Origin of the sequence: Pseudoxanthomonas sp. LjRoot127 (assembly GCF_964253495.1) — a bacterium.
Classification (GTDB): domain Bacteria; phylum Pseudomonadota; class Gammaproteobacteria; order Xanthomonadales; family Xanthomonadaceae; genus Pseudoxanthomonas_A.
In genome coordinates, this window is sequence record NZ_CAXUQR020000001.1 from 2,180,905 (window position 1) to 2,207,103 (window position 26,199).

General features: G+C 68.1%; 26 protein-coding genes, 1 tRNA gene and 1 pseudogene. 23 read left to right on the forward strand and 5 right to left on the reverse strand.

Translation table 11 applies throughout. The features are described from left to right. Positions 1-8 precede the first annotated feature (8 nt). The 3 genes from kdpC (at position 9) to ACSQ19_RS10045 (ending at position 4,888) form a co-directional block, all read left to right on the forward strand. Positions 9-611: a potassium-transporting ATPase subunit KdpC gene (gene kdpC / locus ACSQ19_RS10035; RefSeq protein WP_435996702.1), complete on the forward strand. Its 603-nt coding sequence runs from the start codon at positions 9-11 to the stop codon at positions 609-611. A 912-nt stretch (positions 612-1,523) separates the two neighbouring features. Next, complete coding sequence (locus ACSQ19_RS10040; protein ID WP_435996704.1) at positions 1,524-4,169, forward strand: ATP-binding protein; 2,646 nt, start codon at positions 1,524-1,526, stop codon at positions 4,167-4,169. Next, the gene (locus ACSQ19_RS10045) at positions 4,166-4,888 is read left to right on the forward strand and encodes a response regulator (RefSeq protein ID WP_435996706.1); all 723 of its coding nucleotides are present in this window, start codon (positions 4,166-4,168) and stop codon (positions 4,886-4,888) included. The genes ACSQ19_RS10040 and ACSQ19_RS10045 overlap by 4 nt, the downstream gene beginning before the upstream one ends. Before the next feature lie 29 nt (positions 4,889-4,917). On the opposite strand, the gene ACSQ19_RS10050 is transcribed toward ACSQ19_RS10045, so the two are convergent. Continuing rightward, the gene (locus ACSQ19_RS10050) at positions 4,918-6,525 is read right to left on the reverse strand and encodes an FG-GAP repeat domain-containing protein (protein WP_435996708.1); all 1,608 of its coding nucleotides are present in this window, start codon (positions 6,523-6,525) and stop codon (positions 4,918-4,920) included. 152 nt (positions 6,526-6,677) lie between these two features. Here ACSQ19_RS10050 and dusA point away from each other — a divergent pair, with 152 nt between their 5' ends. The 5 genes from dusA to ACSQ19_RS10075 all read left to right on the forward strand — a co-directional run bounded on the left by dusA (position 6,678) and on the right by ACSQ19_RS10075 (position 11,399). After that, positions 6,678-7,670: a tRNA dihydrouridine(20/20a) synthase DusA gene (gene dusA / locus ACSQ19_RS10055; RefSeq protein ID WP_435996710.1), complete on the forward strand. Its 993-nt coding sequence runs from the start codon at positions 6,678-6,680 to the stop codon at positions 7,668-7,670. Positions 7,671-7,672: 2 nt separating this feature from the next. Continuing rightward, positions 7,673-8,596 (forward strand): arginine deiminase-related protein, encoded by a 924-nt coding sequence (locus tag ACSQ19_RS10060; protein WP_435996712.1) that lies wholly within the window; start codon positions 7,673-7,675, stop codon positions 8,594-8,596. Positions 8,597-8,743: 147 nt separating this feature from the next. Beyond that, complete coding sequence (locus ACSQ19_RS10065) at positions 8,744-9,154, forward strand: hypothetical protein (RefSeq protein WP_296279384.1); 411 nt, start codon at positions 8,744-8,746, stop codon at positions 9,152-9,154. Positions 9,155-9,229: 75 nt separating this feature from the next. Next, a complete protein-coding gene (locus ACSQ19_RS10070) occupies positions 9,230-9,916 on the forward strand; it encodes a response regulator transcription factor (protein WP_055937106.1) in 687 nt (228 codons plus the stop codon). A 28-nt stretch (positions 9,917-9,944) separates the two neighbouring features. Beyond that, the gene (locus tag ACSQ19_RS10075) at positions 9,945-11,399 is read left to right on the forward strand and encodes an ATP-binding protein (protein ID WP_435996715.1); all 1,455 of its coding nucleotides are present in this window, start codon (positions 9,945-9,947) and stop codon (positions 11,397-11,399) included. A 1-nt stretch (position 11,400) separates the two neighbouring features. On the opposite strand, the pseudogene ACSQ19_RS10080 reads toward ACSQ19_RS10075, so the two are convergent. Both ACSQ19_RS10080 and ACSQ19_RS10085 read right to left on the reverse strand, forming a co-directional pair. Next, positions 11,401-12,214 (reverse strand): annotated as a pseudogene (locus ACSQ19_RS10080) (zinc-dependent peptidase). Then, positions 12,181-12,501 (reverse strand): hypothetical protein, encoded by a 321-nt coding sequence (locus ACSQ19_RS10085; RefSeq protein WP_296279391.1) that lies wholly within the window; start codon positions 12,499-12,501, stop codon positions 12,181-12,183. The pseudogene ACSQ19_RS10080 and the gene ACSQ19_RS10085 overlap by 34 nt, the downstream one beginning before the upstream one ends. Before the next feature lie 192 nt (positions 12,502-12,693). Between ACSQ19_RS10085 and ACSQ19_RS10090 the strand changes: the two genes are divergently transcribed. The 10 genes from ACSQ19_RS10090 (at position 12,694) to ACSQ19_RS10135 (ending at position 19,719) form a co-directional block, all read left to right on the forward strand. Then, positions 12,694-14,508: a DegV family protein gene (locus tag ACSQ19_RS10090; protein WP_435996718.1), complete on the forward strand. Its 1,815-nt coding sequence runs from the start codon at positions 12,694-12,696 to the stop codon at positions 14,506-14,508. A gap of 32 nt (positions 14,509-14,540) precedes the next feature. Then, positions 14,541-15,167, forward strand: coding sequence for a glycerol-3-phosphate 1-O-acyltransferase PlsY (gene plsY, locus ACSQ19_RS10095; protein WP_435996720.1), 627 nt, complete (start codon positions 14,541-14,543; stop codon positions 15,165-15,167). After that, positions 15,125-16,126 carry a bifunctional biotin--[acetyl-CoA-carboxylase] ligase/biotin operon repressor BirA gene (gene birA, locus ACSQ19_RS10100; RefSeq protein WP_436000937.1) on the forward strand — a complete coding sequence of 334 codons (1,002 nt, stop codon included), beginning with the start codon at positions 15,125-15,127 and terminating at the stop codon, positions 16,124-16,126. The genes plsY and birA overlap by 43 nt, the downstream gene beginning before the upstream one ends. Next, on the forward strand, positions 16,123-16,860 hold the full coding sequence (locus ACSQ19_RS10105; RefSeq protein WP_435996722.1) for a type III pantothenate kinase: 738 nt from the start codon (positions 16,123-16,125) through the stop codon (positions 16,858-16,860). The genes birA and ACSQ19_RS10105 overlap by 4 nt, the downstream gene beginning before the upstream one ends. Before the next feature lie 19 nt (positions 16,861-16,879). Continuing rightward, entirely contained in the window at positions 16,880-17,536 is a 657-nt protein-coding gene (locus ACSQ19_RS10110; protein WP_435996724.1) for an SPOR domain-containing protein, read from the forward strand. A gap of 12 nt (positions 17,537-17,548) precedes the next feature. Next, positions 17,549-17,624: transfer RNA gene (locus ACSQ19_RS10115), tRNA-Thr, on the forward strand. Positions 17,625-17,721: 97 nt separating this feature from the next. Next, positions 17,722-18,645 carry an arginase gene (gene rocF / locus ACSQ19_RS10120; RefSeq protein WP_435996726.1) on the forward strand — a complete coding sequence of 308 codons (924 nt, stop codon included), beginning with the start codon at positions 17,722-17,724 and terminating at the stop codon, positions 18,643-18,645. 148 nt (positions 18,646-18,793) lie between these two features. Further along, complete coding sequence (locus tag ACSQ19_RS10125) at positions 18,794-18,946, forward strand: entericidin A/B family lipoprotein (protein WP_055937078.1); 153 nt, start codon at positions 18,794-18,796, stop codon at positions 18,944-18,946. Between the two features lie 201 nt (positions 18,947-19,147). Beyond that, the gene (locus ACSQ19_RS10130) at positions 19,148-19,282 is read left to right on the forward strand and encodes an entericidin A/B family lipoprotein (protein WP_055937075.1); all 135 of its coding nucleotides are present in this window, start codon (positions 19,148-19,150) and stop codon (positions 19,280-19,282) included. 215 nt (positions 19,283-19,497) lie between these two features. After that, on the forward strand, positions 19,498-19,719 hold the full coding sequence (locus ACSQ19_RS10135) for a CsbD family protein (RefSeq protein ID WP_296279403.1): 222 nt from the start codon (positions 19,498-19,500) through the stop codon (positions 19,717-19,719). Between the two features lie 63 nt (positions 19,720-19,782). On the opposite strand, the gene ACSQ19_RS10140 is transcribed toward ACSQ19_RS10135, so the two are convergent. Then, a complete protein-coding gene (locus ACSQ19_RS10140; RefSeq protein ID WP_435996730.1) occupies positions 19,783-20,586 on the reverse strand; it encodes a hypothetical protein in 804 nt (267 codons plus the stop codon). Between the two features lie 191 nt (positions 20,587-20,777). Here ACSQ19_RS10140 and ACSQ19_RS10145 point away from each other — a divergent pair, with 191 nt between their 5' ends. The 5 genes from ACSQ19_RS10145 to ACSQ19_RS10165 all read left to right on the forward strand — a co-directional run bounded on the left by ACSQ19_RS10145 (position 20,778) and on the right by ACSQ19_RS10165 (position 25,695). Next, positions 20,778-22,073 (forward strand): tryptophan--tRNA ligase, encoded by a 1,296-nt coding sequence (locus ACSQ19_RS10145; protein ID WP_435996732.1) that lies wholly within the window; start codon positions 20,778-20,780, stop codon positions 22,071-22,073. 3 nt (positions 22,074-22,076) lie between these two features. Next, on the forward strand, positions 22,077-22,376 hold the full coding sequence (locus tag ACSQ19_RS10150) for a hypothetical protein (RefSeq protein WP_435996734.1): 300 nt from the start codon (positions 22,077-22,079) through the stop codon (positions 22,374-22,376). Positions 22,377-22,470: 94 nt separating this feature from the next. Beyond that, on the forward strand, positions 22,471-23,400 hold the full coding sequence (locus ACSQ19_RS10155; protein WP_435996736.1) for an MBL fold metallo-hydrolase: 930 nt from the start codon (positions 22,471-22,473) through the stop codon (positions 23,398-23,400). A 141-nt stretch (positions 23,401-23,541) separates the two neighbouring features. Further along, positions 23,542-25,188 (forward strand): M28 family metallopeptidase, encoded by a 1,647-nt coding sequence (locus tag ACSQ19_RS10160; RefSeq protein WP_435996738.1) that lies wholly within the window; start codon positions 23,542-23,544, stop codon positions 25,186-25,188. Between the two features lie 72 nt (positions 25,189-25,260). Beyond that, on the forward strand, positions 25,261-25,695 hold the full coding sequence (locus tag ACSQ19_RS10165) for a BLUF domain-containing protein (RefSeq protein WP_296279413.1): 435 nt from the start codon (positions 25,261-25,263) through the stop codon (positions 25,693-25,695). A 7-nt stretch (positions 25,696-25,702) separates the two neighbouring features. On the opposite strand, the gene ACSQ19_RS10170 is transcribed toward ACSQ19_RS10165, so the two are convergent. Continuing rightward, positions 25,703-26,089: a VOC family protein gene (locus ACSQ19_RS10170; RefSeq protein ID WP_296279414.1), complete on the reverse strand. Its 387-nt coding sequence runs from the start codon at positions 26,087-26,089 to the stop codon at positions 25,703-25,705. Between the last annotated feature and the right edge of the window lie 110 nt (positions 26,090-26,199).

Below are 26,199 nucleotides of genomic sequence, written 5' to 3' on the forward strand. Positions count from 1 at the left end.
GATTTCCCATGAACACCCCTTCCGCTTCTTCCGTCGCCGCCGCGCCCCTATGGCGCCCGGCCCTCGTGCTGGCCGGCGTGGCGTTGCTCGGCTTCGGCCTGCTGTACTCGCTGGCAGGTGCCGGCCTGGGTTCGTTGCTGTTCCCGCACCAGGCCGGCGGAAGCCTGATCGAACGCGACGGCAAGGTGATCGGCTCGTCGCTGGTCGCCCAGCCGTTCACCGACGACCGCTATTTCCAGTCGCGCCCTTCCGCCGCGAAGTACGACGTGATGGCGCTGGCCGGCAGCAACCAGGCGCGCACCAACCCCGACCTGCGTGCGCGCCTTGACGAGGCCCGCACCGCCATCGCCACGCGCGAAGGCGTAGCGCCCGACGCGGTGCCCAGCGATCTGGTCACCCAGTCCGGCGGCGGCATTGATCCGCACCTGTCTCCGGAAGCCATCCGGATCCAGATCGCCCGTGTCGCCCGCGTACGCGGCCTGCCGGTCAGCGAGGTCGAGCGCCTGGTCGCCGCGCATACCGAGGCCCCGCAATTCGGTTTGCTGGGCGCTGCGCGCGTCAACGTGCTGGAACTCAACCTCGCCCTCGATGGCGTGCGAAAACCGGAGTAATCCCCATGGATCACGACCGATGTCCCAAAGGTCTGGCAGGCCACCAGCGACGCGTCGGCGCCCGGCGACGAGCGCTGGTGCTCCGTGCCGCGCTGTTCGCGGCCGCGGCCGGCTACGCTTTGGTCATCGTGGCGCTGGCGCGCAATGTAGCCGCGGGATGATCTTCGTCCTTCGCAGCTCTTGCGGGCAGCAGGCGAATCATCACGCGACGCGGTGCGGTTGTTTCCCTCTCCCCGCCTGCGGGGAGAGGGTGCCGAAGGCGGGTGAGGGGCGACGGCGCCGCGGGGCTGTGTCGTCGCGTGATGCATCGAGCGGTGTGATGCCCGGTCGTCGTGCGCGGAGGGATTCGGTGGTCCGAGAACGCACTGGCTTCGTTCGCCCCTCATCCGCCCTCCGGGCACCTTCTCCCCGCGCGCGGGGAGAAGGAAACAACCGCACGATGCTGAAGATGCTTTTTCCTCTCCCCGCCAGCGGGGAGAAGGGAGAGGCCTGTGGTGATCGATCACCTCTGTGCGGTACTTGTCGTCCTGCGACTGAACCAGAAAGGTGCGCTGTCAGAGCGCATCGCCTCGTTCACGAGGTTCGGAAGCTGGCGCACAAGGGAAATTTTCCTCAATGCACAAAGTTCCACGGTGAGACGACGAGAAAAATTCGTTCGCGCGCGAGGCTCGAAGCTGTCATGACGAGGCGAACTTCATCGACGTCGAACCGGGAAGGGTCTGAGGGTCGAGGCTTTTGGGTGAGACGACGAGGGAACTGGCGATGCCATCGAACCAAACAGGTGCGCCGGCAGGGAGATCTTCTTCGCGCGCAAGGCGGTTCTGCCTTGCCGTCGGGGAAATTCTCCCTGAAGAGGCCTTCCGCACAGCCGGCGCCCCTTCGACGTGACACGACAACAGGCAGAATATCCGCATGACCGACGCCCGCCACCGCCAGGCCGATGCCCTGATCGACCACCTGCAGCGTGAGCAGGGCGGGCGGCTGACGATCTTCCTGGGCGCCGCGCCCGGGGTCGGCAAGACCTACACCATGCTGTCGCGGGCGCGCGAGCTGCGTCGCCAGGGCCGCGACGTAGTGGTGGGCATCGTGGAGACGCACGGGCGCGGCGAGACCGCCGCGCTGACCGAAGGCTTGGACATCCTGCCGCGCAAGCGCGTGGCCTACCAAGGTCGTTGGCTGGAGGAGATGGACCTGGATGCGCTGCTGGCGCGTCGCCCGCAGATCGCGCTGGTGGACGAACTCGCCCACCGCAACGCGCCGGGCAGCCGCCACGAGCGCCGCTGGCAGGACGTGATCGAACTGCTCGATGCCGGCATCGACGTCCACACCACGATCAACATCCAGCACCTGGAGAGCCTCAATGATGTCGTCCACCGGATCACCGGCGTGCGCGTCAGCGAAACCGTGCCGGACGCCGTGTTCGACCGGCTGCGCGACATCGTGCTGGTGGACCTGCCGCCGCGCGAACTGATCGAACGCCTGCACCAGGGCAAGGTGTACCTGCCGGAACAGGCGTCGCAGGCGTTGCAGGCGTTCTTCTCGCCCTCCAACCTGATCGCATTGCGCGAACTGGCCATGCAGACGGCGGCCGACCGTGTCGACGCCGACCTGCGCGAAGACCAGGCTGCGCGTGGCCTGCCCGGCATGCCGCTGCGTCGTCGGGTGCTGGTGGCCATCGACGGACGCGGCCAGTCCGAGTACCTGGTGCGTGCCGCGCGCCGCATCGCCGAACGGCGCGATGCACCGTGGAGCGTGGTGACCGTGCAGGTGTCGGACACGGTGGACGAGGCGCAGCAGCGCGAGATCGACCAGGCCTTCGCGCTGGCGCGTCGGTTGGGCGCGGACACCGAGGTGCTGCGCGGTGCGCGCATTCCCGATGCGCTGCTCGACCATGCCACCCAGAGCGGAGCCTCCACACTGGTGCTGGGGCGTACGCGCGAACGGCCGTTCGCGCGCATGATCAACCGCACGCTGACGCAGCAGATCCTGCAGCGCGGCGTGCACTACGAGCTGGTCATCATCAGCACGCCGGAAGCGCGCGCGCGTTCGCGCCGTGGCAGTGCCGGTCCGAACGGCTGGCTGCCCCGGGAGGAGCTGGGCTTCGCGGCGACGGCCTCGGTCCTGTCAGTGGGCGTCGCCTGGCTGGCCGAGCGCTGGGTAGGGCTGGAAGATCTGTCGATGGTCTTCATCGTCGCGGTGGTGCTGGTGGCCGCACGCACGCGCATGACCGCCGCCGTGGTGGCCGCACTGTTGAGCTTCCTGGCCTACAACTTCTTCTTCATCGAACCGCGCTTCACCTTCAACATCGGCGCGCGCCAAGGTGTGGCCACGGTGTTCCTGTTCCTGGTGGCGGCCCTCGTTGCAGGACGCCTGGCCTCGCGCCTGCGCATGCAGGTGGTCGCGCTGCGTGCGGCCAATGCGCAGGCCACGGCATTGCAGGCCCTGGGCCGCGACCTGGCCGGCGCCGCCGACCTGGGCCAGGTGCTGGTCGCCGGCCGCAAGGCGTTGGAGCGCGCACTCGGCGCCGATGCCTGGCTGCGCGTGCAGGGGCGCGAAGAGCCCGTCGACGCCACGCTGAGCGAGATCGACCGTGCCGCCAGCGACTGGGCGCAGCAGCACGGACAACCGACCGGACGCCATACCGACACGCTGGCGGGCGCGGCGCGCTGGTTCCTGCCGCTGCGCGGCGACCGCGCCAGCCTCGGGGTGGTGGGGCTGCGTTTCGAGGACGCCGCCCGCCTGCTGCCGGAGCAGCGGCGGCTGGCGGAAGCGATGACGGAAGACATCGCGCAGGCGGTGGTGCGCACGCGGCTGGTGACGGAGCTGGAAGACGCGCGCGTCAGTGGCGAGACCGAACGCCTGCGGTCGGCGCTGCTGTCGTCGGTGTCGCACGACCTGCGCTCGCCGCTCGCCTCGATGATCGGTTCGGCCAGCAGCTTGGCCAGCTACTGGAGTGCGATCAGCGAAGGCGATCGACGCAGCCTGCTCGACACCATCCAGCAGGAAGGCGAGCGGCTGGACCGCTACATCCAGAACCTGCTCGACATGACGCGGCTGGGCCATAGCGGATTGACGCTCAACCGCGACTGGATCGGCGTGGACGAACTGCTCGGCTCGGCGGTCTCGCGCCTGCAGCGTTACCAGCCGGACGTGCGCGTGCAGACCACGATCGCCGCGGACGTGCCGACGATCTGGGTGCATCCGGCCCTGATCGAGCAGGCCGTGTTCAACGTGCTGGAGAACGCCGCGAAGTTCTCGCCGCCGAACGAACCGGTGCAGGTCGACGCGAAGTTGATCGACGGTGCCTTGCGCATCGACGTGCGCGACCGGGGACCCGGTATTCCGGAAGACGAGCGCGCGCGCATCTTCGACATGTTCTACAGCGTGGAGCGCGGCGACCGTGGCCGCCACGGCACCGGTCTGGGACTGGCGATCTGCCAGGGCATGGTGGGCGCGCACGGCGGCAGCGTGCAGGCGCTGCCCGGGCCGGATGGCCGCGGCACGGTGATCCGGATTACCCTGCCGCTGCTCACTCCCGCACCACAGGCACCGGCTTGACCTACACCGCGCCACCCCCCGCGTCCGCACCGCCGGCCCGCATCCTGGTGATCGACGACGAGCCGCAGATCCGGCGTTTCCTCGACATCAGCCTGCGCGCGCAGGGCTATGTGGTGGCGCTGGCCGAGAGTGGCCATGCCGGACTGGCCGAGCTGGCGGCGCAGGGTGCCGACCTGGTGGTGCTGGACATCGGCCTGCCCGACCTGGACGGCCACGAGGTACTGCGCGAACTGCGGCAATGGTCGCAGGTGCCGGTCATCATGCTGACCGTGCGCGACGGCGAAGCGGAGAAAGTCGCCGCGCTCGATGGCGGCGCGAACGACTACGTCACCAAACCGTTCGGCGTGCAGGAGCTGATGGCGCGAATCCGCGGCCTGCTGCGCACGCGCATCGCCGCCAGCGATGCGGCCATGCCGCTGTTCGACGACGGCCACCTGCACGTCGACCTCGGCCGCCGCGAAGTGACGCTGGACGGCGAACCCGTCGCGCTGAGCCGCAAGGAATTCGCCCTGCTAGCCCTGCTGCTGCAACACCCCGGCCGCGTGGTCACCCAACCGCAACTGCTGCGCGAACTCTGGGGCCCCACCCACCAGGACGACACGCATTACCTGCGCATCCTGGTGGGCAAGTTGCGGCAGAAGCTGGGTGATGACGCGACAGCGCCAAGGTATATCGCGACGGAGCCTGGGGTGGGGTTGAGGTTTGTGGCGGCGGGGTGAGGAGTGTCGCTGTAACCTGAGGGGTGCAGCTACGGATTCAGGAACGGTATGTAGACCTGCTTGCGTGGCACATCACGTGTGCCGCGCTCGTCGCGCACAGGACGCGGGCCTGCGTTCCGTATCGGATTTTCTCCGCTATTGGCGCGCGCACCGCTGTCGGGTCGTGCCAGCCGAGATGTCTGGCTCGCTACGCGGGCCACGGGATCCTCCACGGCGAGCGATCGGGAGCAGCAAGCGGCAACGCGTGGTGGTGCGCATCCTTGGCCGTACACAAACACAGGAGATTGACTTCCCCGAGCGATTGCCAGATCCACACATCCGTCATGGTTGAGATCGCCTGCGGCGAAGTAGTAAAGCCGCCCCATGCTCTGGTAGGCATTGATGAGGGTTTCCGGGGCCAGGCCCTCACTGGTCTGAAGGTAGTACCCGATGTAGCTCCATCCGGTGTGCGCCTTTGCCAGGTCGGTCCGACCATCGCGATCGAGGTCTACGGCGATCATGGGGCCGGAGCTCGAGTACCGGGTAATTTCGACGCTGGAGGCGAGGTTGCCCTGCGAATCTTGGATATACAGGCGAAGGTTCGCTCCGTTTCTCGCTTCATCCAACACCAGGTCACCGCGGCCGTCGCCATTGAAGTCGCCAACGACGAGCGATGACGTATGGTTGGATCCCAGTGGCAGGGAGCGCACCACCGGAGTGGCATACCCCCCTGAGGCCAGTGCTGGATAGATCCGGAACTCCTCCAGGGGCCTGTTGAAGATCGTACCCAGAATCAGATCATCCAAGCCATCTCCCGTGACATCGCCCGTCGTTCGAGCGGCAGCCGAGGGCAATGGCAACGTTGATACGCGGTCGAAGGAACCATCACCGTCCCCGTGAATAACGGTGGCTAACGTATCGCTTGAGTCGACCAAAACGTCTAGGTAATCATCGCGATCGACGTCGGTCACTACGATGTCGAATGGGTCGCCAACGACAGTGGTGTTCGAGGTAAACGTGCCATCCGCATGCGAGCGAAGTGTCATGACGCCATTAACGGTGGCGGTGATGATATCGCCTACACCATCGCGGTCCAGGTCGGCGACCAGGAGCTGGTGCGAGAGATTGTTGCCCGAGTCAGCAATCCTGACTGCCGCATCAAGACGACCGTCGCTGAGCTGGTGGGCGACGTAGATTTCCGTACGGTTGTTTATCGGATTAGGGGCGTGGCGCAGGTACAGGAAGACAAGGTCGTCCCGGCCATCGCCCGAAACATCGCCCACTGCAAGGGAGTGAGCTTGAGCAGCGGCTGGATCCGGGAGGAACTCAGGCGCAGACATCGAGTAGGACGGCTGCTTTAACGACAGTGATGGCAGCGACGAGAGAGCAACGCTCGTTCGGCTACGCATGCGCTCGACGGGCCCTGCCGTTGACCAGGCATTGATCCGCGTCGGGAAAGTTCGGTGGGCAGAAGTTGACTGGAGGGCAACCTCTTTCTCATCGTCCATAGCCGTCGTGGCCAGAACGCCCGCCGGAATACTGGCCATTGAGTCGTAGGGCCACGGAACGATGTCGGCGAATCCTTGCGACGCCCAAAGCAGACCAGCGCATGTGCCGCTGGCAATGAGTACCGCCACTGAACCGGATCGCTTGCGCATATCCACCCCCTGGTCACCCCGCGGAGTATATCGACGCCAATAGGCCTGAAAGGTTAGCGGTTCGCAGAGTGCGCCCCGACTCCACATCCGCCAATGGCTTAACCGATTGGCATAGCGGCTATCCGTCGTCCCGTCGCGGGTAGAATAGGGCTATGTACCTCATCGACCACGACAAACTCCGCCTCTCGGTCGCCCCGATGATGGACTGGACGGACACGCACTGCCGCGTGTTCCACCGGCTGCTGGCGCCGAACGCACGCCTGTACACCGAGATGGTGCATGCGCAGGCGGTGATCCATGGCGACCGCGATCGACTGCTTGGGTTCGATGCGGGTGAGCATCCCGTGGCGGTCCAGCTGGGCGGCAGCGAGCCGGCGCACCTGGCGCAGGCCGCGCGCATCGCGCAGGACTGGGGCTACGACGAAGTGAACCTCAACGTCGGCTGCCCGTCCGACCGCGTGCAGGCGGGGCGCTTCGGTGCCTGCCTGATGAAGGAGCCCGCGCTGGTGGCCGAGTGCGTGGCGGCGATGATCGAGGCCGTGAGCATTCCGGTGACGGTGAAGTGCCGTCTCGGGGTGGACGAGCAGGAAGACTACGACCTCTTCCTCGCCTTCATCGATACGGTGGCGGCCACCGGTTGCAACACGTTCTTCGTGCATGCGCGCAAGGCGTGGCTGCAAGGGCTGTCGCCCAAGGAAAACCGCGAGATCCCGCCGCTGCGTTACGACTGGGCCTACCGGCTCAAGCGCGAGCGGCCGGCGCTGACGGTGGCGATCAACGGCGGCATCACCACGACCGCGCAGGTGCACGAGCACCTGCAGCACAGCGATGGCGTGATGATCGGCCGCGCCGCGTATCACGAGCCCTATGTTCTGCATGAAATGCAGGCGGCCTTGTTCGGTGGCGACATCGCGCCCCGCGCGGACCTGCTGCGCGCATGGCGCCCGTATGTCGAAGCGCAGCTGGCGAAGGGCGTGGCGCTGAAGCACCTGACGCGCCACGTGCTGGGGTTGTTCCATGCGCAGCCGGGGGGACGCGCGTTCCGGCAGATCCTTAGCGAAGGGGCGCACAAGCCGGGCGCGGACTGGTCGCTGGTAGAACAGGCGCTGGCGGCGACCGTGCGCGAACTGCGGCCGGCGGCCTGAGCATGATCACGCGCGACGTCGCCGACTTCGTCGCGCATGCGCGCACGCTGGCGCCGGACGTCGGGCCCGCCACGGCGCGTGCCGCGTTCCTCGTGTCGCCGGATGGATTCATGCGCGCCGAGCAGTCCGCGCAGGACAACCGGTACATGGCGGGCGCCGAGGCCTTCGACGCGGATGCCGCGCTGCGCGAGCATCAGGCGCTGCATCGGGCGTTGGCGCAAGACGTGCCCGTGATCTGCTTCCCCGGCGACGACGCGACACCGGATGCGGTGTTTCCCAACAACGTGTTCGCCACCGCGCGCGTCGGCGGGGAACCGAGGCTGATCGTCGGCCGCATGCGCCACGAAGTCCGCCGGCGCGAGGCGGAACGCGCGGACATCCGTCGCTTCTTCCGCGACGCCCTGGGTTATGCCGAGATCGATCTGTCCACCCAACCGCATCCCTGCGAACTGACGGGCGCGCTGGTCATCGATCGCGCGCGCGGGATCGGGTTCTGCGGGTTGTCCGAACGCTGCGACGAAACAGGGGCGGCGAGGATGCACGAGGCGTTCGGACTGCGTGCCACCTTGACGTTCGACCTGGCTCCCGGCGAGTACCACACCAACGTGGTGTTGGCGGTGCTGGCCGGCCGGGTCGCGCTGGTGCACCAAGAGGGGTTGGTGTCCCCTGGGCTGGTGGCCGCACTGGACGCGCTGTATCCCGATCAGGTGGTCGAATTGGATGCGGCGGAGCAGGCGGCCTTCGCCGGCAATGCCATCTCGCTGACCGAGGGCAGGGTCTGGATGAGCCGGCGTGCACATGCAGCCCTCCGTCCCTCCTCGCTGGCGCGCCTGGCCGCCGCGGGACTGGCGGTGCATAGCGTGGCGCTGGACGCGATAGAAGCAGGCGGCGGTTCGCTAAGGTGTTGTGTTGCCGAGGTTTTCTGACGATTCAGCTGGCTGAATGCGGGGCGTTGCCCTGTGGATAAATTCAGAACCGATTCACTGCCGCGGACCAAGACTGCGCTTCCATTCTCCAGAGGCGGTTTCGGGTTTCGTTCAGTTTCGCGAACCCACTTCCGTTACGATTCCGTTATGCGTTTTCGTGCCCCGACCCTCGCCGCCCTTGCCCTGGCGGTCCTCGCCGCCCTCGCCGGCACCCATGCGGTGCAGGCGCAGGACGAGCGTGGCCGCAACGACGGTCCGCCGCCCCGCGAGCGCGGCTTTCCGCGCAGCGATGACCGGGGCCACCGCAATTCCATGTCCGATTCGGTGCGCCGCGTGCGCAGTGAATCGGGCAATCAGGTGTTGAGCGTGGAGCGCATGCAGTACGACGGTCGCGATGTCACGCGCGTCAAGTACATCGACGAGCGTGGTCGCGTGCGCACGGAAACCCAGGACGACCGAGGGGCGTCGCGCCGCGACGCAGACTCGCCCGTTCGTCCGCGTCGCGATCTTGCGCCCCCTCCGCAGCCTGCACGCGGCGATAACCCCCCGCGCCCGTAGTCTTACGTAGAATCCAGGCTCAACAGAGCACGTCCCGCGCGGCCCGCTGCCGCGCCGCATTCCCAAGGAGAGTCCATGCGTATCCTGCTGGTCGAAGACGAAGCCCCCCTGCGTGAAACCCTTGCCGCGCGCCTCAAGCGCGAAGGCTTCGCGGTGGACGCGGCCCAGGACGGCGAAGAGGGCCTCTACATGGGCCGCGAAGTGCCGTTCGACGTGGGCATCATCGATCTCGGCCTGCCCAAGATGTCGGGCATGGAGCTGATCAAGGCGCTGCGCGACGAAGGCAAGAAATTCCCCGTGCTTATCCTGACGGCGCGTTCCAGCTGGCAGGACAAGGTGGAAGGCCTGAAGCAGGGTGCAGACGACTATCTGGTCAAGCCGTTCCATGTGGAAGAACTGCTGGCGCGCGTCAACGCGTTGCTGCGCCGTGCGGCGGGCTGGAGCAAGCCGACGCTGGAGTGCGGACCGGTCGCGCTCGACCTCGCTGCGCAGACAGTCAGCGTCAACGGCAGCAATGTCGACCTGACCAGCTACGAGTACAAGGTGCTCGAATACCTGATGATGCATGCCGGCGAGCTGGTCTCGAAGGCCGACCTGACCGAGCACATCTACCAGCAGGACTTCGATCGCGACTCGAACGTGCTGGAAGTGTTCATCGGCCGCCTGCGCAAGAAGCTGGATCCCGATGGCGAGCTGAAGCCGATCGAGACCGTGCGCGGCCGCGGCTATCGTTTCGCGATCCCGCGCAGCGGCGAAGGCTGATGTCCCGCGCCGGCATCGCCTGCACTTGATGCCTGCGCCACCGTCCGGCGCCGCGCCATCCGCCCCCGTCGGCCGTGACCGGTTCGACGGGTGGCGTCCGCGATCGTTGCGCGCGCGCCAGCTGCTGGCCGCCAGCCTCGCGCTGGTCGCGTTCCTTGCCCTAGCGGGCTACGCGCTGGACCGTGCGTTCGTCGACACCGCCGAGAACAACCTCCGCCAACGCCTGAAGAGCTATGCGCTCTACTACACCGACAAGGTGGAGTTCGGGCGCAACGGCACGCTGATTCCTCCCTACAACACGCCGGACCCGCGCTTCGACATGCCCGACAGCGGCATGTACGCGCAGGTGGTGCTGCAGGGCGTGCCGCCGTGGGGATCGAATTCGACCCTCGGTCCGGAATTGCCCGCCCCGCGCATGCTGGGCGCGCTCGAGGAGTCGTTCGAAGGGCCGTTGCCGATCCGCCGCGCCGATGGCAGCGACAGCGAGGCGTACCGGTATGGCGTGGGCTATGCGTGGCCGGCGACGCACCAGCACGCCGAGATCCCGTACAGCATCTACATCTTCGAGGATGCGCAGGCGCTGAGCGCGCAGATCCGCGTGTTCCGGGGTTCGCTGTGGGTGTACCTCGGCGGTGCCGGCGTGATCCTGCTGTTGCTGCAGATGCTGGTGTTGCGATGGAGCCTGCGCCCGCTGCGGCGGGTGATCTTCGAACTCAGCCGCGTGCAGCGCGGCGAGCTGTCGGGCATGACCGAGAGCCATCCCCGCGAGCTCGAGCCGCTGACCGACAGCATCAATGCCTTCATCGAAAGCGAGCGCGAGAACCTGGAGCGCCAGCGCAATACGCTGGCCGACCTGGCGCACAGCCTGAAGACGCCCATCGCGGTGCTGCGGACGCAGCTGGACAGCGGGGGAGGCGATCCGCAGGCCTTGCGCGAGGAGCTCGATGTGCAGCTGAAGCGCATGAACAACCTGGTCTCGTACCAGTTGGCGCGCGCGGCGTCGAGCGGACACAAGCTCTTCTCGGCCGCGGTACCCATCGAACCGCATGCCGAGGAAATCGTGCGCGGCCTGGAGAAGGTGTATGCGGCGAAGGGCGTGATCTGCGAATTCGAAATCGATCCGCGCGCCCGTTTCCACGGCGAGACCGGCGACCTGCAGGAGCTGATGGGCAACCTGCTCGAGAACGCGTTCAAGTGGGCGCGTTCGCGCGTGCTGCTGACGGTGATGGTGGGCGCGACGGCGCCGCAGCGTCGCCCCGGTGTGTTCATCGCCGTCGATGACGATGGCCCCGGCATCGCCGAGGACGACGTGGCGAAAGTCCTGCAACGCGGCGTGCGCGGCGACGAGCGCGTGCAGGGCCATGGCATTGGCCTCTCGATCGTGCAGGACCTGATCCGCGACTACCGCGGCGAGCTGCAGGTACGGCGCTCGGACGAACTGGGCGGTGCGCGCTTCGAAGTGCGCCTGCCGCCCGGACTCTGACTCATTCCGCGTCGGGCGCCATCGGCGAAGGGCCGTAGAAGCGTTGCAGGTGCGCCGCCACGTCCGGCATGGCCTCGGCCAGTATGTGCGGCGCGGAGAAGTGGTATTCCGTGACGACCGCGAAGAATTCTTCCGGCGCCTCGGCGGCGTAGGGATCGAGGGTGGTGTCGCGGCCCAGGTCGACCTGCATGCAGAAGTCGTCGTACGCGCGCTGGAAGTCGCGTGCCCAGCGGCCGCGCCACGCATCCGGAAGCGGCGGGGTGCCGTCGAGTTCGCCATCCAGCACGTCCAGCTTGTGCGCCATTTCGTGCACGGCCACGCAGAAACCGGCGTCCGGTTCGGCCAGGTCGGCCTGCACATCGGCCCACGACAGGATCAGCGGCCCATGGTCCCAGGCTTCGCCCGCGAGATCGTCTTCCCACTCGTGCAGCACGCCGGCGGCGTCGGTGTGCGTGCGCTGCACGCGGAAGGCGTCGGGGTAGACGATCAGCTGCAACCATCCGCGCAGGCCGGCTTCGCCGAACTCGAGCAGCGGAAGGCAGCACAGCGCGGCCAGTTGCGCCCGCTGCGCGTCGTCCAGGCGCAGTCCTGCCAAGGGCGTGATGGTCTTTCGATGCAGGAACAGCGCGGTCAAGGCGCGCAGCCGCGCCGCACGTACCTCATCCAGCGCAGACACCCACGGCGTGCCGGTGAGGACGGACTGCCACAGGTTGTCTTCAATCGTCGGGGGCGCGGGCCGCAGGCGGCGCAACAGTCCGATCACGGGGTGCCGACGTCCGCCTCAGCGGAACATGCCCGGCAGGAAGCTGTGCCACTTGGACCCGCGGTTGCGCGGTAGCGGGGTGTCGTCGTCGTCGCCACCGCCCCGCGTAGTGACGGGCGCCAGGGTTGCCGGCACGCCGTACTTGGTGCGGGCGGCATTCGCGCGAGCGCGACGGGGGTCCGAGGCAACCGGCACGGCATCGACCTGCCGTTCCGCAACCGCGCGGTCGGCGATCTCCGGACACGTGTCGACGTTGCCGTTGGCGAGGCCACGCCCGTTCTGGGCGAACGCCACGGCCGAAGCAGCCAGGAGCAGCAGGGCAAGGCTGGCGCGAAGCATCGGGGAGACTCCTGTCAGTCGGGTACAGCGGCCAGAGAACGCCGCCGACTATAGCCGGATTGGCGCCGGAGGGCATGGATCCTCGAGCGCTTTGCGACGAAACCGCGCCCCGCGGCGACGGACCGGGGGAAACCCGGCATGGGCTGCTGCGGCGCAACAGGGCGGCGCCCGCGCTTGCGGCAGACTCTTGCCATGCCCGCGCCCCACGACCGTCCCCTGACCGCCCCCGCCCTGCGCCTGGCGCTGATCGCCGGGGCCCGTCGGGTCATTGCGGCCCGGGATGGATTGAACCGCATCAACGTGTTCCCGGTCGCCGATGGCGATACCGGCAACAATCTCGCCTCGACGCTCGGCAGCGTGCTGCACGGCGCGCTCAGCCAGCCCAGCCAGCATGCCGGCGATTTGCTCAGCCGTGTCGGCAATGACGCGATCGATGGTGCGCGCGGCAATTCCGGCGCCATCCTGGCGCAGTTCCTCCATGGGGTGGCCGAGCACGTGCATGCATTGCCCGAACTGGACGCGCGTTCGCTGGCGGCCGCGGTGCGCCGCGGTGCGCAGAGCGCCCGGCAGGCGCTGGCCCAGCCGGTCGAGGGCACCATCCTCAGCGTCATCAGCGCCTTCGCCGACGAACTCGACGCGGCGGCGGACAGCGCGCAGCCCGACACGCGCAGCGGGTTCACGCGTGCGCTTATGCGCGCACGGCATGCGCTTGCCGACACGCCGCGCCAGATGGCGCTGCTGCAGAAGGCCGGCGTGGTCGATGCCGGCGCGCAGGGCTTCGTCGACCTGCTGGAGGGCATCGCCGAGTTCGTCGAAGGGGGGCCGCGCGCCGTGCGCGTGCGCGCCGGTGCGCCGGTCGCGGCGAACGACGCCGCCGCCCCCTTGGACCATGACCACGAGATCGACCCGGATCGCCGCTGGTGCACCGAATGCCTGCTGCTCGGCGAGGGCCTGGACCGCGAGCGCCTGCGCGCGGCGCTGGAGGCGATTGGCGCCGATTCCATCGTCATCGCGGGCGGTACCGCGCGCCTGCGCGTGCACGCGCATGCCGGATCGCCGCAGGCCTTGTTCGATGCCTGCGCGCAGCAAGGGCGCGTGGAAGGCATGAAGGCTGACGACATGATCCGGCAGCAGGCGGTCGCCGCTGCGCCGCAACCGCTCGTGGTGGTCACCGACAGTGCCGCCGACCTGCCGGACGACATCGCCGAGCGTTACGCGATCGGCGTGGTGCCGGCCCGGGTGGATCTGGACGGCCGCGATTACCTCGACAAGGTGGGGCTGTCGACGGCCGAGTTCTATCGGCGCATGGCGGCTTCGCGCCAGTTGCCGCGCACGAGCCAACCCCCGCCGGGGGATTTCCGCCGCCAGTTCGAACTGGCGCTCGCACATCATGCGCGCGTGCTGTACGTGGGCCTGTCGCGGGCGTTGTCGGGCACGCTGCAGTCCGGCGAGCATGCGGCGGCCCGCGACCCCGGCAGGCGCGTGCGCGTCTTCGATACGGTCAACGCGGCCTGCGGCCAGGCCCTGCTGGTCTGGCGCGCCGCCGAGCTGGCCGCGCTGGGGCATGACGAGGCGGAGGTGCTGGCCGAACTCGCGCGCCTGCGTCCGCAGACCCGCATGTGGGCCATCGCACCCGACATCTCCCACGCGGTGCGTGGGGGCCGCATTCCCCGCTGGGCGGCGCCGATCGCACGGCTCAGTGCGCTGACGCCGATGGCGAAGATGAGCGTCGACGGCCGCATGGTCGTCGCCGGGCTCCTGCTGACCCGCGATCGCGCACCCGAAGCGTTCGCACGGCGCGTTGCGCGACAACTGCCGGCGGGACAGCGCTGGCGCCTGATCGTCGGACACTGCGATGCGCGGCCCGAGGGCGAGCGCCTGCTGGCCGCACTGCGTGCGCGCGTGTCGATCAGCGAAGACCGGTTGGTGGAAACCGGGGCGGCGATCGGTGCACACGCCGGGCAGGGCGCGCTGATCGTGGCGGTGCAGCCGGCCGCCGATGCCTGAACCTGTGCGGGGGCGTGGCCCATAATGGCGCCATGCTGATCGCCTCCCTGCTGTTGCTGTCCGCCTATCTGGTCGGGTCCGTATCGGGCAGTCTGGTGCTGGGCCGCCTGCGAGGCGTGGACATCCGCACGCAGGGCAGCGGCAACGCCGGCGGCACCAATGCCTTCCGTACCCAGGGCGCGAAGTTCGCGCTGGGCGTGGTGCTGGTCGACATCGGGAAGGGCGCGCTGGCGGCATGGCTCGCGCTGGCCTTCGCGCCGGAGGACGGATCCGTGCCGCCGCGCGTGCTGGGCTTCATGGCGGCATTCGTGGCGGCGCTGGGCCATGTCTGGCCGGTGTGGCACGGCTTCCGCGGTGGCAAGGGGGTAGGCACGCTGTTGGGCGGCATGGCCGTGATGTGGCCGATGGCGCTGCTGCCCCTGTTCGCGGTTTGGGTGGTCGTGCTGGTGGCGACGGGCTACGTCGGCCTGGCGTCGATCGTCGCCACCGCCTGCCTGGTGCCGCTGTCGTGGTGGCTGCCGGTCGATCGCGCTGCACAGGTGTTCGCGATGGCCGCCGCGCTGCTGGTGCTGTTCACCCATCGGGTGAACGTCCGGCGCCTGCGCGATGGCACGGAATCGCGCTTCGAGCGCGTCCGTATCTGGCGCCGTCGCGCGTGAGCGGCGAACGCGAACTGCTGCAGCGCCTCATCGACGGCCCTGCGACAGGCGACGCGCTCGCGCGCGATACCGGGTTGACGCGTGCGGCGATGTGGAAGCGCATCGAAGCCTTGCGCGCAGGGGGAGTGCGCATCGACGCGCAGGCGGGGCGTGGCTATGCGCTGGCCGACGCGGTCGAGCTGCTGGATGCCCACCTGATCCGCGCGCGCATGCGGGATGCCGCCGCGTTGTCGTCGCTCGATGTGGCATGGGCCTTGGATTCCACCAACAGCGAGCTGCTGCGGCGCCCGGCACCGGAGCGCGGCGTGGAGGTGTTGTTGGCCGAACAGCAGACCGGGGGCCGCGGACGACGTGGCCGCCAGTGGGCATCGCCGATCGCGTCGAACCTCTACCTGTCGCTCTCGCGCCAGTTCTCGGGCGGGCTCGCCCGCCTGGCAGGCCTGAGCCTGGTGGTCGGCGTGGCCGTCGCGGAGGCGCTGCGGCAGGCCGGGTACGCCGCGGTAGGGGTGAAATGGCCCAACGACCTGCTGGCGCACGACCGGAAGCTGGGTGGCATCCTGGTGGAAGGGGGGGGCGAGCACGGCGGACCGGTACGTGCGGTGATCGGCATGGGCGTGAACGTGCGCATGCCGGCGCCGGTCGGTGCCACCATCGACCAGGCATGGACGGACTTGGCGAGCCTTGCCGAGGGCGCGCCATCGCGCAACACACTGGCGGCCCGACTGCTGGACGCCCTGCTGCCCGCGCTCGACCAGTTCGACCGTGATGGGCTTTCGCCCTTTCGCGCGCGCTACGCCGCGCTGGATGCACTGGCAGGACGTGCCGTCACCGTGCATGGATCGCAGGGCGACGAGCAGGGCGTGGCCGACGGCATCGGCGACGATGGCGCGTTGCGGGTCAGGATGGGCGAAGCGGTGAAGTACGTGCATGCGGGCGAGGTCAGCGTGAGGGCGATATGACGCAGTGGCTGTTCGATCTCGGAAATTCGCGGCTGAAATGCGCGCAACTGCACGACGATGGGAGCGCCGGGGACGTGCGGGCGATGGCGTATGAGGAAGGCCTGGCGGACGCGCTCGCGGCTACCGTGGGGCATGACGGAACGTCGGCCGTCCTCGCCAGCGTGGCGTCGCCGGTGCGCACGGCGATGGTCGTCGACTGGTTGACGACACGCTTCCAGACCGTATCCATCGCACGCACGCAGGCTGCATTGGCGGGCGTCCGTATCGCATATCCCTACCCTGCCCGGATGGGCGTGGACCGCTTCCTGGCCCTGCTCGGGGCGCGCCGGCGAGGTGCTGTCCCGTGGCTGGTCGTGGGGGTGGGCACGGCGATCACCGTGGACCTGCTCGATGGCCGCGGGCAACACCGGGGTGGGCGCATCGCGCCGTCGCCGCGCCTGATGCGCGATGCGCTGCAGGCCGCGGCCGCGCAACTGCCGGCATGCGGCGGCGACTATGTGGAGTTCGCCACGGAGACGGCCGATGCCTTGGCGTCCGGCTGCGAGGGCGCCGCGTTGGGGCTGATCGAGCGCAGCCTGCAGCAGGCGCATGCACTGCTGGGAGATCGGCCCGCCCTGCTGCTGCATGGCGGGGGTGCCCCCGGGCTGGCGTCGCAGTTGGATGCGCCGGCCGTGGCACCGGCACTCGTGCTCGAAGGACTGGCGGTGTGGGCACGTCTCGGTGCGGCCGCTTGAGCGCGGATAGAATCGCATCATGCTGATCCGCGCCCTGATCGTCTTGTTGGTCGTCCTGAATCTGGGAGCCGCCGCGTGGTGGCTGAGCCGCCCCGCGCCGTTGCCCGAACCGGAGCCGGTGCTTCCTGCAGGCGTCGCCCGCCTGCAATTGGTGGATGAAACGGGACCGGCGGCGCTTCCGTCATCCCCCACGGCCGCACCTTCGGCCACGCCTACCGCCTGCGTCAGCCTGGGGCCCTACACGAGCCAGGCTACCGCGACCCAGGCACAAGCCACGGCCGCCCGCCACCTGGTGCGCCCGCGCGTGCGTGAGGTCCCCGGCATGAGCGCCAGCGGCTATCAGGTGGTGATCCCGCCCGCAGCATCGCTGGAAGACGCACAGGCGGAAGCGGCGAAGATCGGTGCTGCCGGCTTCGACGACTTCCTCGTCGTGCGGCAGGGTGACCAGGCCAATGGCATCGCCCTGGGACGCTACCGCAGCCGCGACGCGGCGGAGCGTCGACTCGCCCAGCTGCAGGCAGCGGGCTTCGCCGCGCAACTGCAACCGGTCGGTCGCGCCGGGCCCGGCCTCTGGTGGCTGGATGCCGGCATCGTCGAGGGTACCGACCCCGCCGCACTCGCGCGCACGGCAGGCAGTGGGGAGCCGCAGCCGCTCGAATGCACCGCGCTGCGCTAGAATTGCGCCCGCGCCGCTTTAGCTCAGCTGGTAGAGCAACCGCCTTGTAAGCGGTAGGTCATCCGTTCGATTCGGATAAGCGGCACCACGCTTCCCCGCCTCGCCGTCGCGCCACGTGCTGCGATGCCACAGGCCCGTCATCGCCGACCGCATAGACTGTGCGCCTGTTTTCGCAGGACGTACCCATGAGTCGAGTCTTTCCCCCCGTCTCCCTGATCGGCGTTCCCACCGACGTCGGCGCCGGCCATCGCGGCGCCCGCATGGGCCCGGATGCACTGCGCATCGCCGGCCTGGGCGAGGCGCTGGCGGCGCGTGGCGTGGACGTCGTCGATACCGGCAACGTGCAGGGGCCCGCCAATCCCTGGACCGGTCCGGTCAGCGGCTACCGTCACCTCGACGAAGTGGTGGCATGGAACCGGGCGGTGATGGATGCCACCGCGGCGGAACTGGCGCGCAACCGTCTCCCGATCATGCTGGGGGGTGACCACTGCCTGGCGATGGGGTCCATCACGGCCGTGGCGCGACACTGTCGCCAGGCCGGCAAGAAGCTGCGCGTGCTGTGGCTGGACGCGCATTCGGATTTCAATACCAGCGACGTCACGCCGTCGGGCAACATCCACGGCATGCCGGTGGCGTGCCTGTGCGGCATCGGCCCGGATGCGCTGACGAAACTGGGTGGGGAGTCGCCGGCCATCACCCCGGCGATGGTCCGGCAGATCGGGATCCGCTCGGTCGATCCGGAGGAGAAGCGGCTCATCAAGGACCACCAGGTCGATGTGTACGACATGCGATACATCGACGAGGTCGGCATGAAGCGCACCATGGAAACGGCGCTGGAGGGGCTGGATGCCGATACCCACCTGCACGTGAGCTTCGACGTGGATTTCCTGGACCCCAGCATCGCGCCCGGCGTAGGCACCACGGTGCCCGGCGGGCCCAACTACCGCGAGGCGCAGCTGGTGATGGAGATGATCGCGGACACGCGGCTGATGGGTTCGCTGGACATCGTCGAACTGAATCCCGTGCTGGATCGCCGCAATCGCACTGCCAAGCTGACGGTGGACCTGGTGGAAAGCCTGTTCGGCAAATCCACCCTGATGCGCGACTAGGCCTGCCGGGACGAGGAAACTGCGCCTGAACGCGCCGGCAGGGGCTTCACGCGGCCTATACGCCACGACGACGAAGGTGCACGCACACGCCGCTGCGGTGTGGGACGCACCCGCATCGGCACCCCTTTTTCCACCCAGGAGATGACACATGAAGCGTGCAATGATGCTGCTGCTGACGGCGATGTTCTCGATGGCGGTCCTGTCGGGCTGCAACACCATGGCCGGTGCCGGCAAGGACGTGCAGAAGGTCGGCGAGAAGGTCGAGGACAAGGCCCAGGACTGCAAGGACGGCAAGTGCTGATGCATGCGGGTTGATGCGACCGCTCCTCGCGGAAGCGTTACAGGAAGGGGCCGGGCGACCGGCCCCTTTTGCTTGTCCGCCCGCGGCGCATGGTCAGCCTGCAGCCAGCGTGGTTGAATGACACTGCGGTCGTGGGGAGGCCGGGTCCCGCACCCGGTTCGGCTTGCCCCGGCCCGTGAATACTGTCCACAGGAGTCGCCTATGAAGCGTGTCGCCGCGTTGCTGATGTTGTCCCTGTTCTCCATCGCCGTGCTGTCCGGCTGCAACACCGTCAAGGGGTTCGGCAAGGACGTGCAGAAGGTGGGCGAAAAAGTCGAGGATTCCTCCGGCAAGTAAGCGCCGGCTTCCTCATGCGTCATCGAGACGGGCCGCCATGCGGCCCGTCTTTTTTTGCCTCGCCGCGTGTTCATTGCCGCGAAGGCGCCGTCATTCGACTGAACGAGCCCGCGTTTCCTAATACCGCGTTGACACGCGTTTGATCGGATGGGAACGCCTGCCTTGCGATGCTGTCCCCGCGGCGCCCCCTGCCGCTCACTCAATGAGGCAACACCATGAATCAGGACATCATCGCCGGCAACTGGAAGCAGCTGAAAGGCAAGATCCAGGCGAAGTGGGGCGATCTGACCGATGACGATTTCAAGGTCGCGGAAGGCAACGCGGAGTATCTCGAGGGCAGGCTGCAGGAGCGTTACGGTTACGATCGCGACCGCGCCCGCACCGAGGTCGCGGACTTCCAGCGCACGCTGCGTTCCGACAGCAGCTTCAAGCACTGAGCCATCCGCGTTTCGCGGACGCCGGAACAAGACGGGCCGCCCCAGGGCGGCCCGTCTTTTTTGTCAGCGGCGAGGAGGATCGGCGACGAATCCACCCGGGAAGGCACGTGGCGCATCGTCGCGCCAGATCGGGCCTTGGCGGTGGCGCGGCAGGATGCCCATCGCGACCAGTCGACGATGCTCGTCGTAGCGCAGTTCACTCACCTGTTCGGGCTGGCGGGTTGCGCGCTCGAAGCCGGTACGTGAGGTCGGGGCCCATTCCCGGCCACCATGGCCGGTGCCGATGCTTTGCTGGCGCGAATATTCGTCGGCAACGATGCTGCGCGATGATACGACAGGCGCCGCGGCTTCGGCTTCCGCCTGCTTGCTCATCGTCCCGCGGGCGATCGGCGGCGGTTCGTACTGCGGGTAGCGGTAGGCAGGCGCTTCGCGGAATGCCGCTACGCCGATGACACCGACGTTGCGTTGACGCCCAGTACGCGCGGCGTAGCTGTCGCCCAGATCGGTGAACACGAACTGCGCCACGTCGTCCATCGACTTCCGCCAGCCGTTGATCTCGGTGGTCTGCCATGGCTCCAGTACATAGCCGGCTTGTGAGGGGTTCGCTGTCTGGCCGGTGACGGCGTTGATGCCGTCCACCGACAGCACGACCAGCACGCGCTCGCCGGTGGTGTTGGCCAGCCGCACGCTGTAGCGATGACCAGGCATGCCGGCGACCCAGAGCTCACCGCGATGCGGGTACCGTGCCAGCGATTCGCCAGTGTCGCGGTCGACCACGCTGACGTCCACCAATGGGCGGGCATGAGACGGGGCGCACGCGGCGAGCAACGCCAGCGTGGCCAGGGAAGCAAGGAAGCGATGCAGCATGTCCGTTCTCCAGGTGGGGACGATGCTGGGAACGGATCGTCGGCGGCAGTGGGGTTGCCTGGAACGGCGATGCCTGCCCCGGTTAAGCCGCCAGTGGGCCGCGCCTGCGACGCCGTGTCGCAGGCCGGCCACCGGCATCGCCCGCCCCCAGCCGGTAAACTGGCCGCTTTCCCGCATTCCCCGCTTCGCACATGACCACCCGCGTCCTTACCGGCATCACCACCTCGGGCACGCCGCACCTGGGCAACTACGTCGGCGCCGTGCGCCCCGCCGTGGCCGCCAGCCGTGCCTCGGACACGGAGAGCTTCTACTTCCTGGCCGACCTGCACAGCCTGATCAAGGCCCAGGACCCGGCGCGCACCCAGCGCTCCACGCTGGAGATCGCGGCGACCTGGCTGGCCTGCGGCCTGGAACCGGACAAGGTCTGGTTCTACCGCCAGAGCGACGTGCCGGAGATCACCGAGCTCACGTGGTTCCTGACCTGCGTGGCGGGCAAGGGCATCCTCAACCGCGCGCATGCGTACAAGGCCGCGGTGGACAAGAACAACGCCGACGGTGAAGACCCGGATGCGGGCGTCAGCGCGGGCCTCTTCATGTACCCGGTGCTGATGGCGGCAGACATCCTGATCTTCAACGCGCACCAGGTGCCGGTGGGTCGCGACCAGATCCAGCATATCGAGATGGCGCGCGACTTCGGCCAGCGCTTCAACCACGTCTACGGCAAGGAGTACTTCACCCTGCCGGAGGCGCTGATCGACGACAACGTCGCCACGCTGCCCGGCCTGGACGGGCGCAAGATGAGCAAGAGCTACAACAACACCATCCCGCTGTTCGCGCCGCGCGAGGAGCTCAGGAAACTGGTGTTCTCCATCCTGACCGACTCGCGCGGACCCGGCGAGCCGAAGGACACCGAAGGTTCGGCGCTGTTCCAGCTGTATCAGGCCTTCGGCAGCGCCGAGGAAACGCGCGCGTTCGCCCAGAAGTTCGCCGACGGCATCAGCTGGGGCGATGCCAAGCAGCAGCTGTTCGAACGCATCGATGCGGAAATCGCACCGCTGCGCGAGAAGTACGAAGCGCTGATGGCCAAGCCGGCCGACATCGAAGCCATCCTGCGCGACGGCGCCCGCCGCCTGCGCGAACGCTATGCCACGCCGCTGCTGGCCGAGCTGCGCCATGCGGTGGGCCTGCGTGACCTGTCCCAGCAGCCGGTAGTCGAGGCGAAGGCCACGGCATCGAAGGCCGCGCTGCCGGCGTTCAAGCAGTACCGCGATACCGATGGCCGCTTCTACTTCAAGCTCACGGACGCCGAGGGCAACGTGCTGGTGCAGAGCAACGGCTTCGATTCGCCGAAGGACGCCGGCAAGCTGATCGGTGTGCTCAAGCAGGCCGAGCAGGCGGACGCGATGGAGACGCCGGAGATCGTGCTGCAGGTCCCCGCCGGTGATGTGCTCGCGGCGTTGGCCGCGCTGCGCGCCGCGGAGGCCTGAGCCATGCCGTACCTGGCGGTCATCCTGTTCCTGCCGTGGTTCCTGTTGCTGGGATCGTTGTACTGGCTGTTCCCGCGTCAGCCGCGCAACGGGCGCCGCAAGGGCTTCGATCTCGCGGCGCTCGCGGTGGCCTTCGTGCTCAGCTTCATCGGCATGCAGTGGGGATACGCGCTGGGTGCGTCCGATGTGGGCACCGGCGCGATCTGGAAGCAGGTGCTGGCGACGCTCGTCGCCTACGGTGCTTTCCTGTTCGTGCTGACGTTGGCGGTACCGCTGCGCGGCTGGTGGTTGTCGCGCGGTTGACCTGCGCGTGGATGGCGGGTTCCACCAAAGGCGGGTCGTGCTGCCGCGGATCGCGGACTAGAATCGGGTCATCCGTCCCCACACAGGCCCGCGGATGAGCCTCCACGGCATCCATACCATCGACACCGCGTTCCAGCGCGACCACTTCGACGCCGCCTACCTGATCGTCGAGGAAGGTCGCGGTGCGTTCATCGATTGCGGCACCAACCATTCCGTGCCGCTGTTGCTGGCGGCGGCGCAGCGCGCCGGCCTCGCCGCTGCCGACATCGAGCTGCTGATCGTCACCCACGTGCACCTGGACCATGCCGGTGGCGCTGGCCTGCTGATGCAGCACTTGCCGAACGCCACGCTGGTCGCACACCCGCGTGCGGCGCCGCACCTCATCGACCCTGGGAAGCTCATCGCTGGGGCGACCGCGGTGTATGGCGAAGAAGAGATGCAGCGCAGCTACGGCGCCATCCAGCCGGTGCCGGAGGCGCGCGTGCACATCGTCGAGGATGGCGAGACGGTGCTGTTGGCCGGCCGCGCGCTGGAATGCATCGATACGCCGGGGCATGCGCGCCACCACCACTGCATCTGGGATGCGCGCAGCCGCAGTTGGTTCACCGGCGACACGTTCGGGCTTTCGTATCGCGAACTGGACGGACCACACGGCGCCTTCATCCTGCCGACCACCACGCCCGTGCAATTCGAACCCGGGGCGCTGAAGGCCAGCATCGCGCGCATGGTCGAGCGCGCGCCGGAGGCCATGTACCTCACCCACTACGGGCCCTTGTCCGACGTACCGCGCCTGGCGCAGTCGCTGTACGAACAGATCGATGCGATGGTGGCCATCGCCGACGCCTGCGACGGGCGTGCGGATCGTCATCGCTGCATCGCCGCCGCACTGTCGGCGCTGTACCTCGAGCGCGCCCATGCCCAGCAGGTGCCGCTGGCGGACGAGGACGTGCTGAGCCTGCTCGCCATGGATGTCGAACTCAATGCGCAGGGTCTGGGCGTGTGGCTGGATCGTGGGCGGCCGTGACGCGCCGGCGACGCTGAATCTCTGCTCTCGTGGGAGCGACCTAAGTCGCGATGATGCCTCGTTGGCGCTCCATCGCGACTTACGTCGCTCCCACATCGATCCTTTAGACTCGCGACGTCTGCCGGATGAACCAGAATACACATGAAGCATGCCCTCCCGTTGCTGCTCCTCTCGCTCGGCACGCCCTCAGCTTTCGCCGCCGACATCCCCGGCGGCGGCATCAATGCCGACAACCTGTCGCGGCATGTGCGCGTGCTTGCGTCGGACGAGTTCGAGGGCCGTGCACCGGCGACGCGCGGTGAAGAGAAGACCGTCGCCTATATCGTCGACGAATTGAAGAGGGCGGGCGTCCGCCCCGGCGGCGAGCAAGGCACCTGGACGCAGGACGTGCCGCTGGTGCGTGCGCAGGTGGATGGCACGGTGACGGCATCCCTTCGCATCGGCGGCAAGACGCAGGTGCTCGCCAATGGCGATGACGTTGTTCTGCAGAGCCTGAGCCCGGTTGACCGTGTGTCGCTCGTCGACGCGCCGCTGGTGTTCGTCGGCTACGGCATCACCGCGCCCGACCGCAGGTGGAACGATTACAAGGGTGCCGACCTGAAAGGCAAGGTCGCGGTGGTGCTGGTCAACGATCCGGACTTCGAAACCGCGTCGCCCGGTGCATTCGACGGCCGCGCGGTGACGTACTACGGCCGATGGACCTACAAATACGAGGAACTGGCGCGACAGGGTGCCGCAGGGGTGCTGATCGTCCACGAGACGGAACCGGCCGCGTATGGCTGGGCGACCGTGCGCGCGTCGGGCGTGTCTCCGGTGTTCGACATCCCGCGCGCGGACGCCGCGACCTACCACACGCCGCTGCGCGGCTGGATGCAGCGCGACCTGGCGGTGTCGCTGTTCCAGCGTGCCGGACTGGACTTCGAGATGGAGAAACGCCGTGCGCAGACGGCCGCCTTCGCTCCCGTGGCGCTGGGCGATGCGACCTTGTCGGCCACGTTCGCCGTCAAGCGTGACCAAGTGGTAACGCGCAACGTCATCGGACGCTTGCCGGGTGCGACCCGACCGGACGAAACGGTCATCTATTCCGCGCATTGGGACGCCTTTGGCATCGGCGAGCCGGACACGACAGGCGATGCGATCCGTCATGGAGCGGTCGACAATGCCACCGGTGTCGCGGCGGTGATCGAACTGGCGCGCGTGTTCGCCGCCGGTCCACGCCCGCAGCGGACCCTGTTGTTCATGGCGCTGACCGCGGAGGAAAAAGGTCTGCAGGGCGCCAGCTATTACGCCGCCAACCCGGTGGCGCCGCTGGAGAAGACGGCGGCGGTGCTCAACATCGAAATGCTCAGCTCCGATGGCCCGAATCGCGATATCGCTTCGTGGGGCAAGGGCCGTGTGTCGCTGGAAGGCGACCTGAAACGCGTGGCGGAAGCGCAGGGACGCAACTATTCGGAGGATCCCAACCTGGAGGCGGGCTTCTTCTATCGCGCGGACCACTTCGCCTTTGCGCGCGCGGGCGTTCCCGCGATCACCGTGGGTGCGGGACTGGATCGCGTGGAGGGCGGCGTCGCAGGCGGCCGGGCGCTGCGCGATGCCTATTTCGCCCGTTGCTACCACCAGCCCTGCGATGCGTGGACACCGTCGTGGGATGCAGGCGGTCAGGCACGGGACGTGACGCTGCTCTACACCCTCGGCCGCGAGATCGCGGACAGCGATGCCTGGCCCCGCTGGCTGAACGGTTCAGAATTCGAAGCGATCCGCGCGCGCAGCGAGACTGAACGCGAATAGCGGCGCACGCGCACGGCGTTCATGTGATTCGCTGCGCTATGCTGCGTGTCCTTTCCCAATACCGGAACGCACGTGGCCCCTCTTCATGCCCTGGTCTATCAGAGCCAGGCCACGCGCCCGCTGGATGCGGCCGATCTCGACCAGCTGCTGCTGGATGCGCGCGTGGCGAATGAACTCGCCGAGGTGACCGGTGCGCTCCTGTACGGTGGGCAGCGCTTCGTGCAGTACCTGGAAGGCGCACGTGCCGACGTGGAGCAGATCTACGCCCGCATCGCGCGCGCCAGCCAGCATCAGCGGCTGGAGATCCTGGAGCAGGGCAGGGTGGAAAAACGCCAGTTCCAGCGTTGGCATATGGGTTTCGCCACCGCACCGCAGACGCTGGTGCAGCAGCTCAGCCAGTCGCAGTGGCGTCGCGAGATTCCGTGGCTGGAAGACGAATCCGCCGACTCTGCGGGCCTGACGCGCTTGCTTGCCTTCTGGAAAGACGAAGCCAGGCTGACGCGCTGAAGGCGCCTCAGGGCCAGCGGTTGGGTCTGCCGCGCGGGCTGCCTTCGTCCATCGGCACCACGCAGAAGCGATGGCCGGTGGGCGCTTCCATCACCCACCAGCGGTTGCGTACGTGCTGGATGCGCCTGGCGCCGAGCGCTTCCAGCCGCGCGACTTCGGCCTCGATGTCGTCGGTCTCGATATCGAGGTGCACGCGCGCGTCATGCTTCACCTTCTGCACTTCGATATGCAGGCCACCCGGGCCGGGCTCGAACTTGTCGTAGATGCCCAGGCCGCCGTCGTCGGGATCGGTGACCTTCAACCCCAGGGCGGCGCTCCAGAAGGCGGAGGCGGCGGGCAGGTCGTCGACCTGGCTGTCGATGATGAAACCGGCGAGACGGCTGCGGTGGCTCATGGCGACTCCTGCGGTGGGATCATGGCGGCATCCTGCCACGCTTCGCGGTCGCGCGTTGTCCTCTCACCACAGCGCTTGCCCACTGGAGGATTGAGCGACGAAACCCTGCG

Bases quoted from the DNA above. Each gene is read 5' to 3' on its own strand.
- ACSQ19_RS10040 (WP_435996704.1), top strand. From the start codon at position 1,524: ATGACCGACGCCCGCCACCGCCAGGCCGATGCCCTGATCGACCACCTG.
- dusA (WP_435996710.1), top strand. From the start codon at position 6,678: ATGTACCTCATCGACCACGACAAACTCCGCCTCTCGGTCGCCCCGATG.
- ACSQ19_RS10050 (WP_435996708.1), bottom strand. From the start codon at position 6,525: ATGCGCAAGCGATCCGGTTCAGTGGCGGTACTCATTGCCAGCGGCACA.
- ACSQ19_RS10105 (WP_435996722.1), top strand. From the start codon at position 16,123: ATGACGCAGTGGCTGTTCGATCTCGGAAATTCGCGGCTGAAATGCGCG.
- ACSQ19_RS10110 (WP_435996724.1), top strand. From the start codon at position 16,880: ATGCTGATCCGCGCCCTGATCGTCTTGTTGGTCGTCCTGAATCTGGGA.
- rocF (WP_435996726.1), top strand. From the start codon at position 17,722: ATGAGTCGAGTCTTTCCCCCCGTCTCCCTGATCGGCGTTCCCACCGAC.
- ACSQ19_RS10125 (WP_055937078.1), top strand. From the start codon at position 18,794: ATGAAGCGTGCAATGATGCTGCTGCTGACGGCGATGTTCTCGATGGCG.
- ACSQ19_RS10065 (WP_296279384.1), top strand. From the start codon at position 8,744: ATGCGTTTTCGTGCCCCGACCCTCGCCGCCCTTGCCCTGGCGGTCCTC.
- ACSQ19_RS10085 (WP_296279391.1), bottom strand. From the start codon at position 12,501: ATGCTTCGCGCCAGCCTTGCCCTGCTGCTCCTGGCTGCTTCGGCCGTG.
- ACSQ19_RS10155 (WP_435996736.1), top strand. From the start codon at position 22,471: ATGAGCCTCCACGGCATCCATACCATCGACACCGCGTTCCAGCGCGAC.
- ACSQ19_RS10060 (WP_435996712.1), top strand. From the start codon at position 7,673: ATGATCACGCGCGACGTCGCCGACTTCGTCGCGCATGCGCGCACGCTG.
- ACSQ19_RS10075 (WP_435996715.1), top strand. From the start codon at position 9,945: ATGCCTGCGCCACCGTCCGGCGCCGCGCCATCCGCCCCCGTCGGCCGT.
- ACSQ19_RS10150 (WP_435996734.1), top strand. From the start codon at position 22,077: ATGCCGTACCTGGCGGTCATCCTGTTCCTGCCGTGGTTCCTGTTGCTG.
- ACSQ19_RS10130 (WP_055937075.1), top strand. From the start codon at position 19,148: ATGAAGCGTGTCGCCGCGTTGCTGATGTTGTCCCTGTTCTCCATCGCC.
- ACSQ19_RS10160 (WP_435996738.1), top strand. From the start codon at position 23,542: ATGAAGCATGCCCTCCCGTTGCTGCTCCTCTCGCTCGGCACGCCCTCA.
- ACSQ19_RS10145 (WP_435996732.1), top strand. From the start codon at position 20,778: ATGACCACCCGCGTCCTTACCGGCATCACCACCTCGGGCACGCCGCAC.
- ACSQ19_RS10170 (WP_296279414.1), bottom strand. From the start codon at position 26,089: ATGAGCCACCGCAGCCGTCTCGCCGGTTTCATCATCGACAGCCAGGTC.
- kdpC (WP_435996702.1), top strand. From the start codon at position 9: ATGAACACCCCTTCCGCTTCTTCCGTCGCCGCCGCGCCCCTATGGCGC.
- ACSQ19_RS10070 (WP_055937106.1), top strand. From the start codon at position 9,230: ATGCGTATCCTGCTGGTCGAAGACGAAGCCCCCCTGCGTGAAACCCTT.
- plsY (WP_435996720.1), top strand. From the start codon at position 14,541: ATGCTGATCGCCTCCCTGCTGTTGCTGTCCGCCTATCTGGTCGGGTCC.
- ACSQ19_RS10135 (WP_296279403.1), top strand. From the start codon at position 19,498: ATGAATCAGGACATCATCGCCGGCAACTGGAAGCAGCTGAAAGGCAAG.
- ACSQ19_RS10090 (WP_435996718.1), top strand. From the start codon at position 12,694: ATGCCCGCGCCCCACGACCGTCCCCTGACCGCCCCCGCCCTGCGCCTG.
- ACSQ19_RS10140 (WP_435996730.1), bottom strand. From the start codon at position 20,586: ATGCTGCATCGCTTCCTTGCTTCCCTGGCCACGCTGGCGTTGCTCGCC.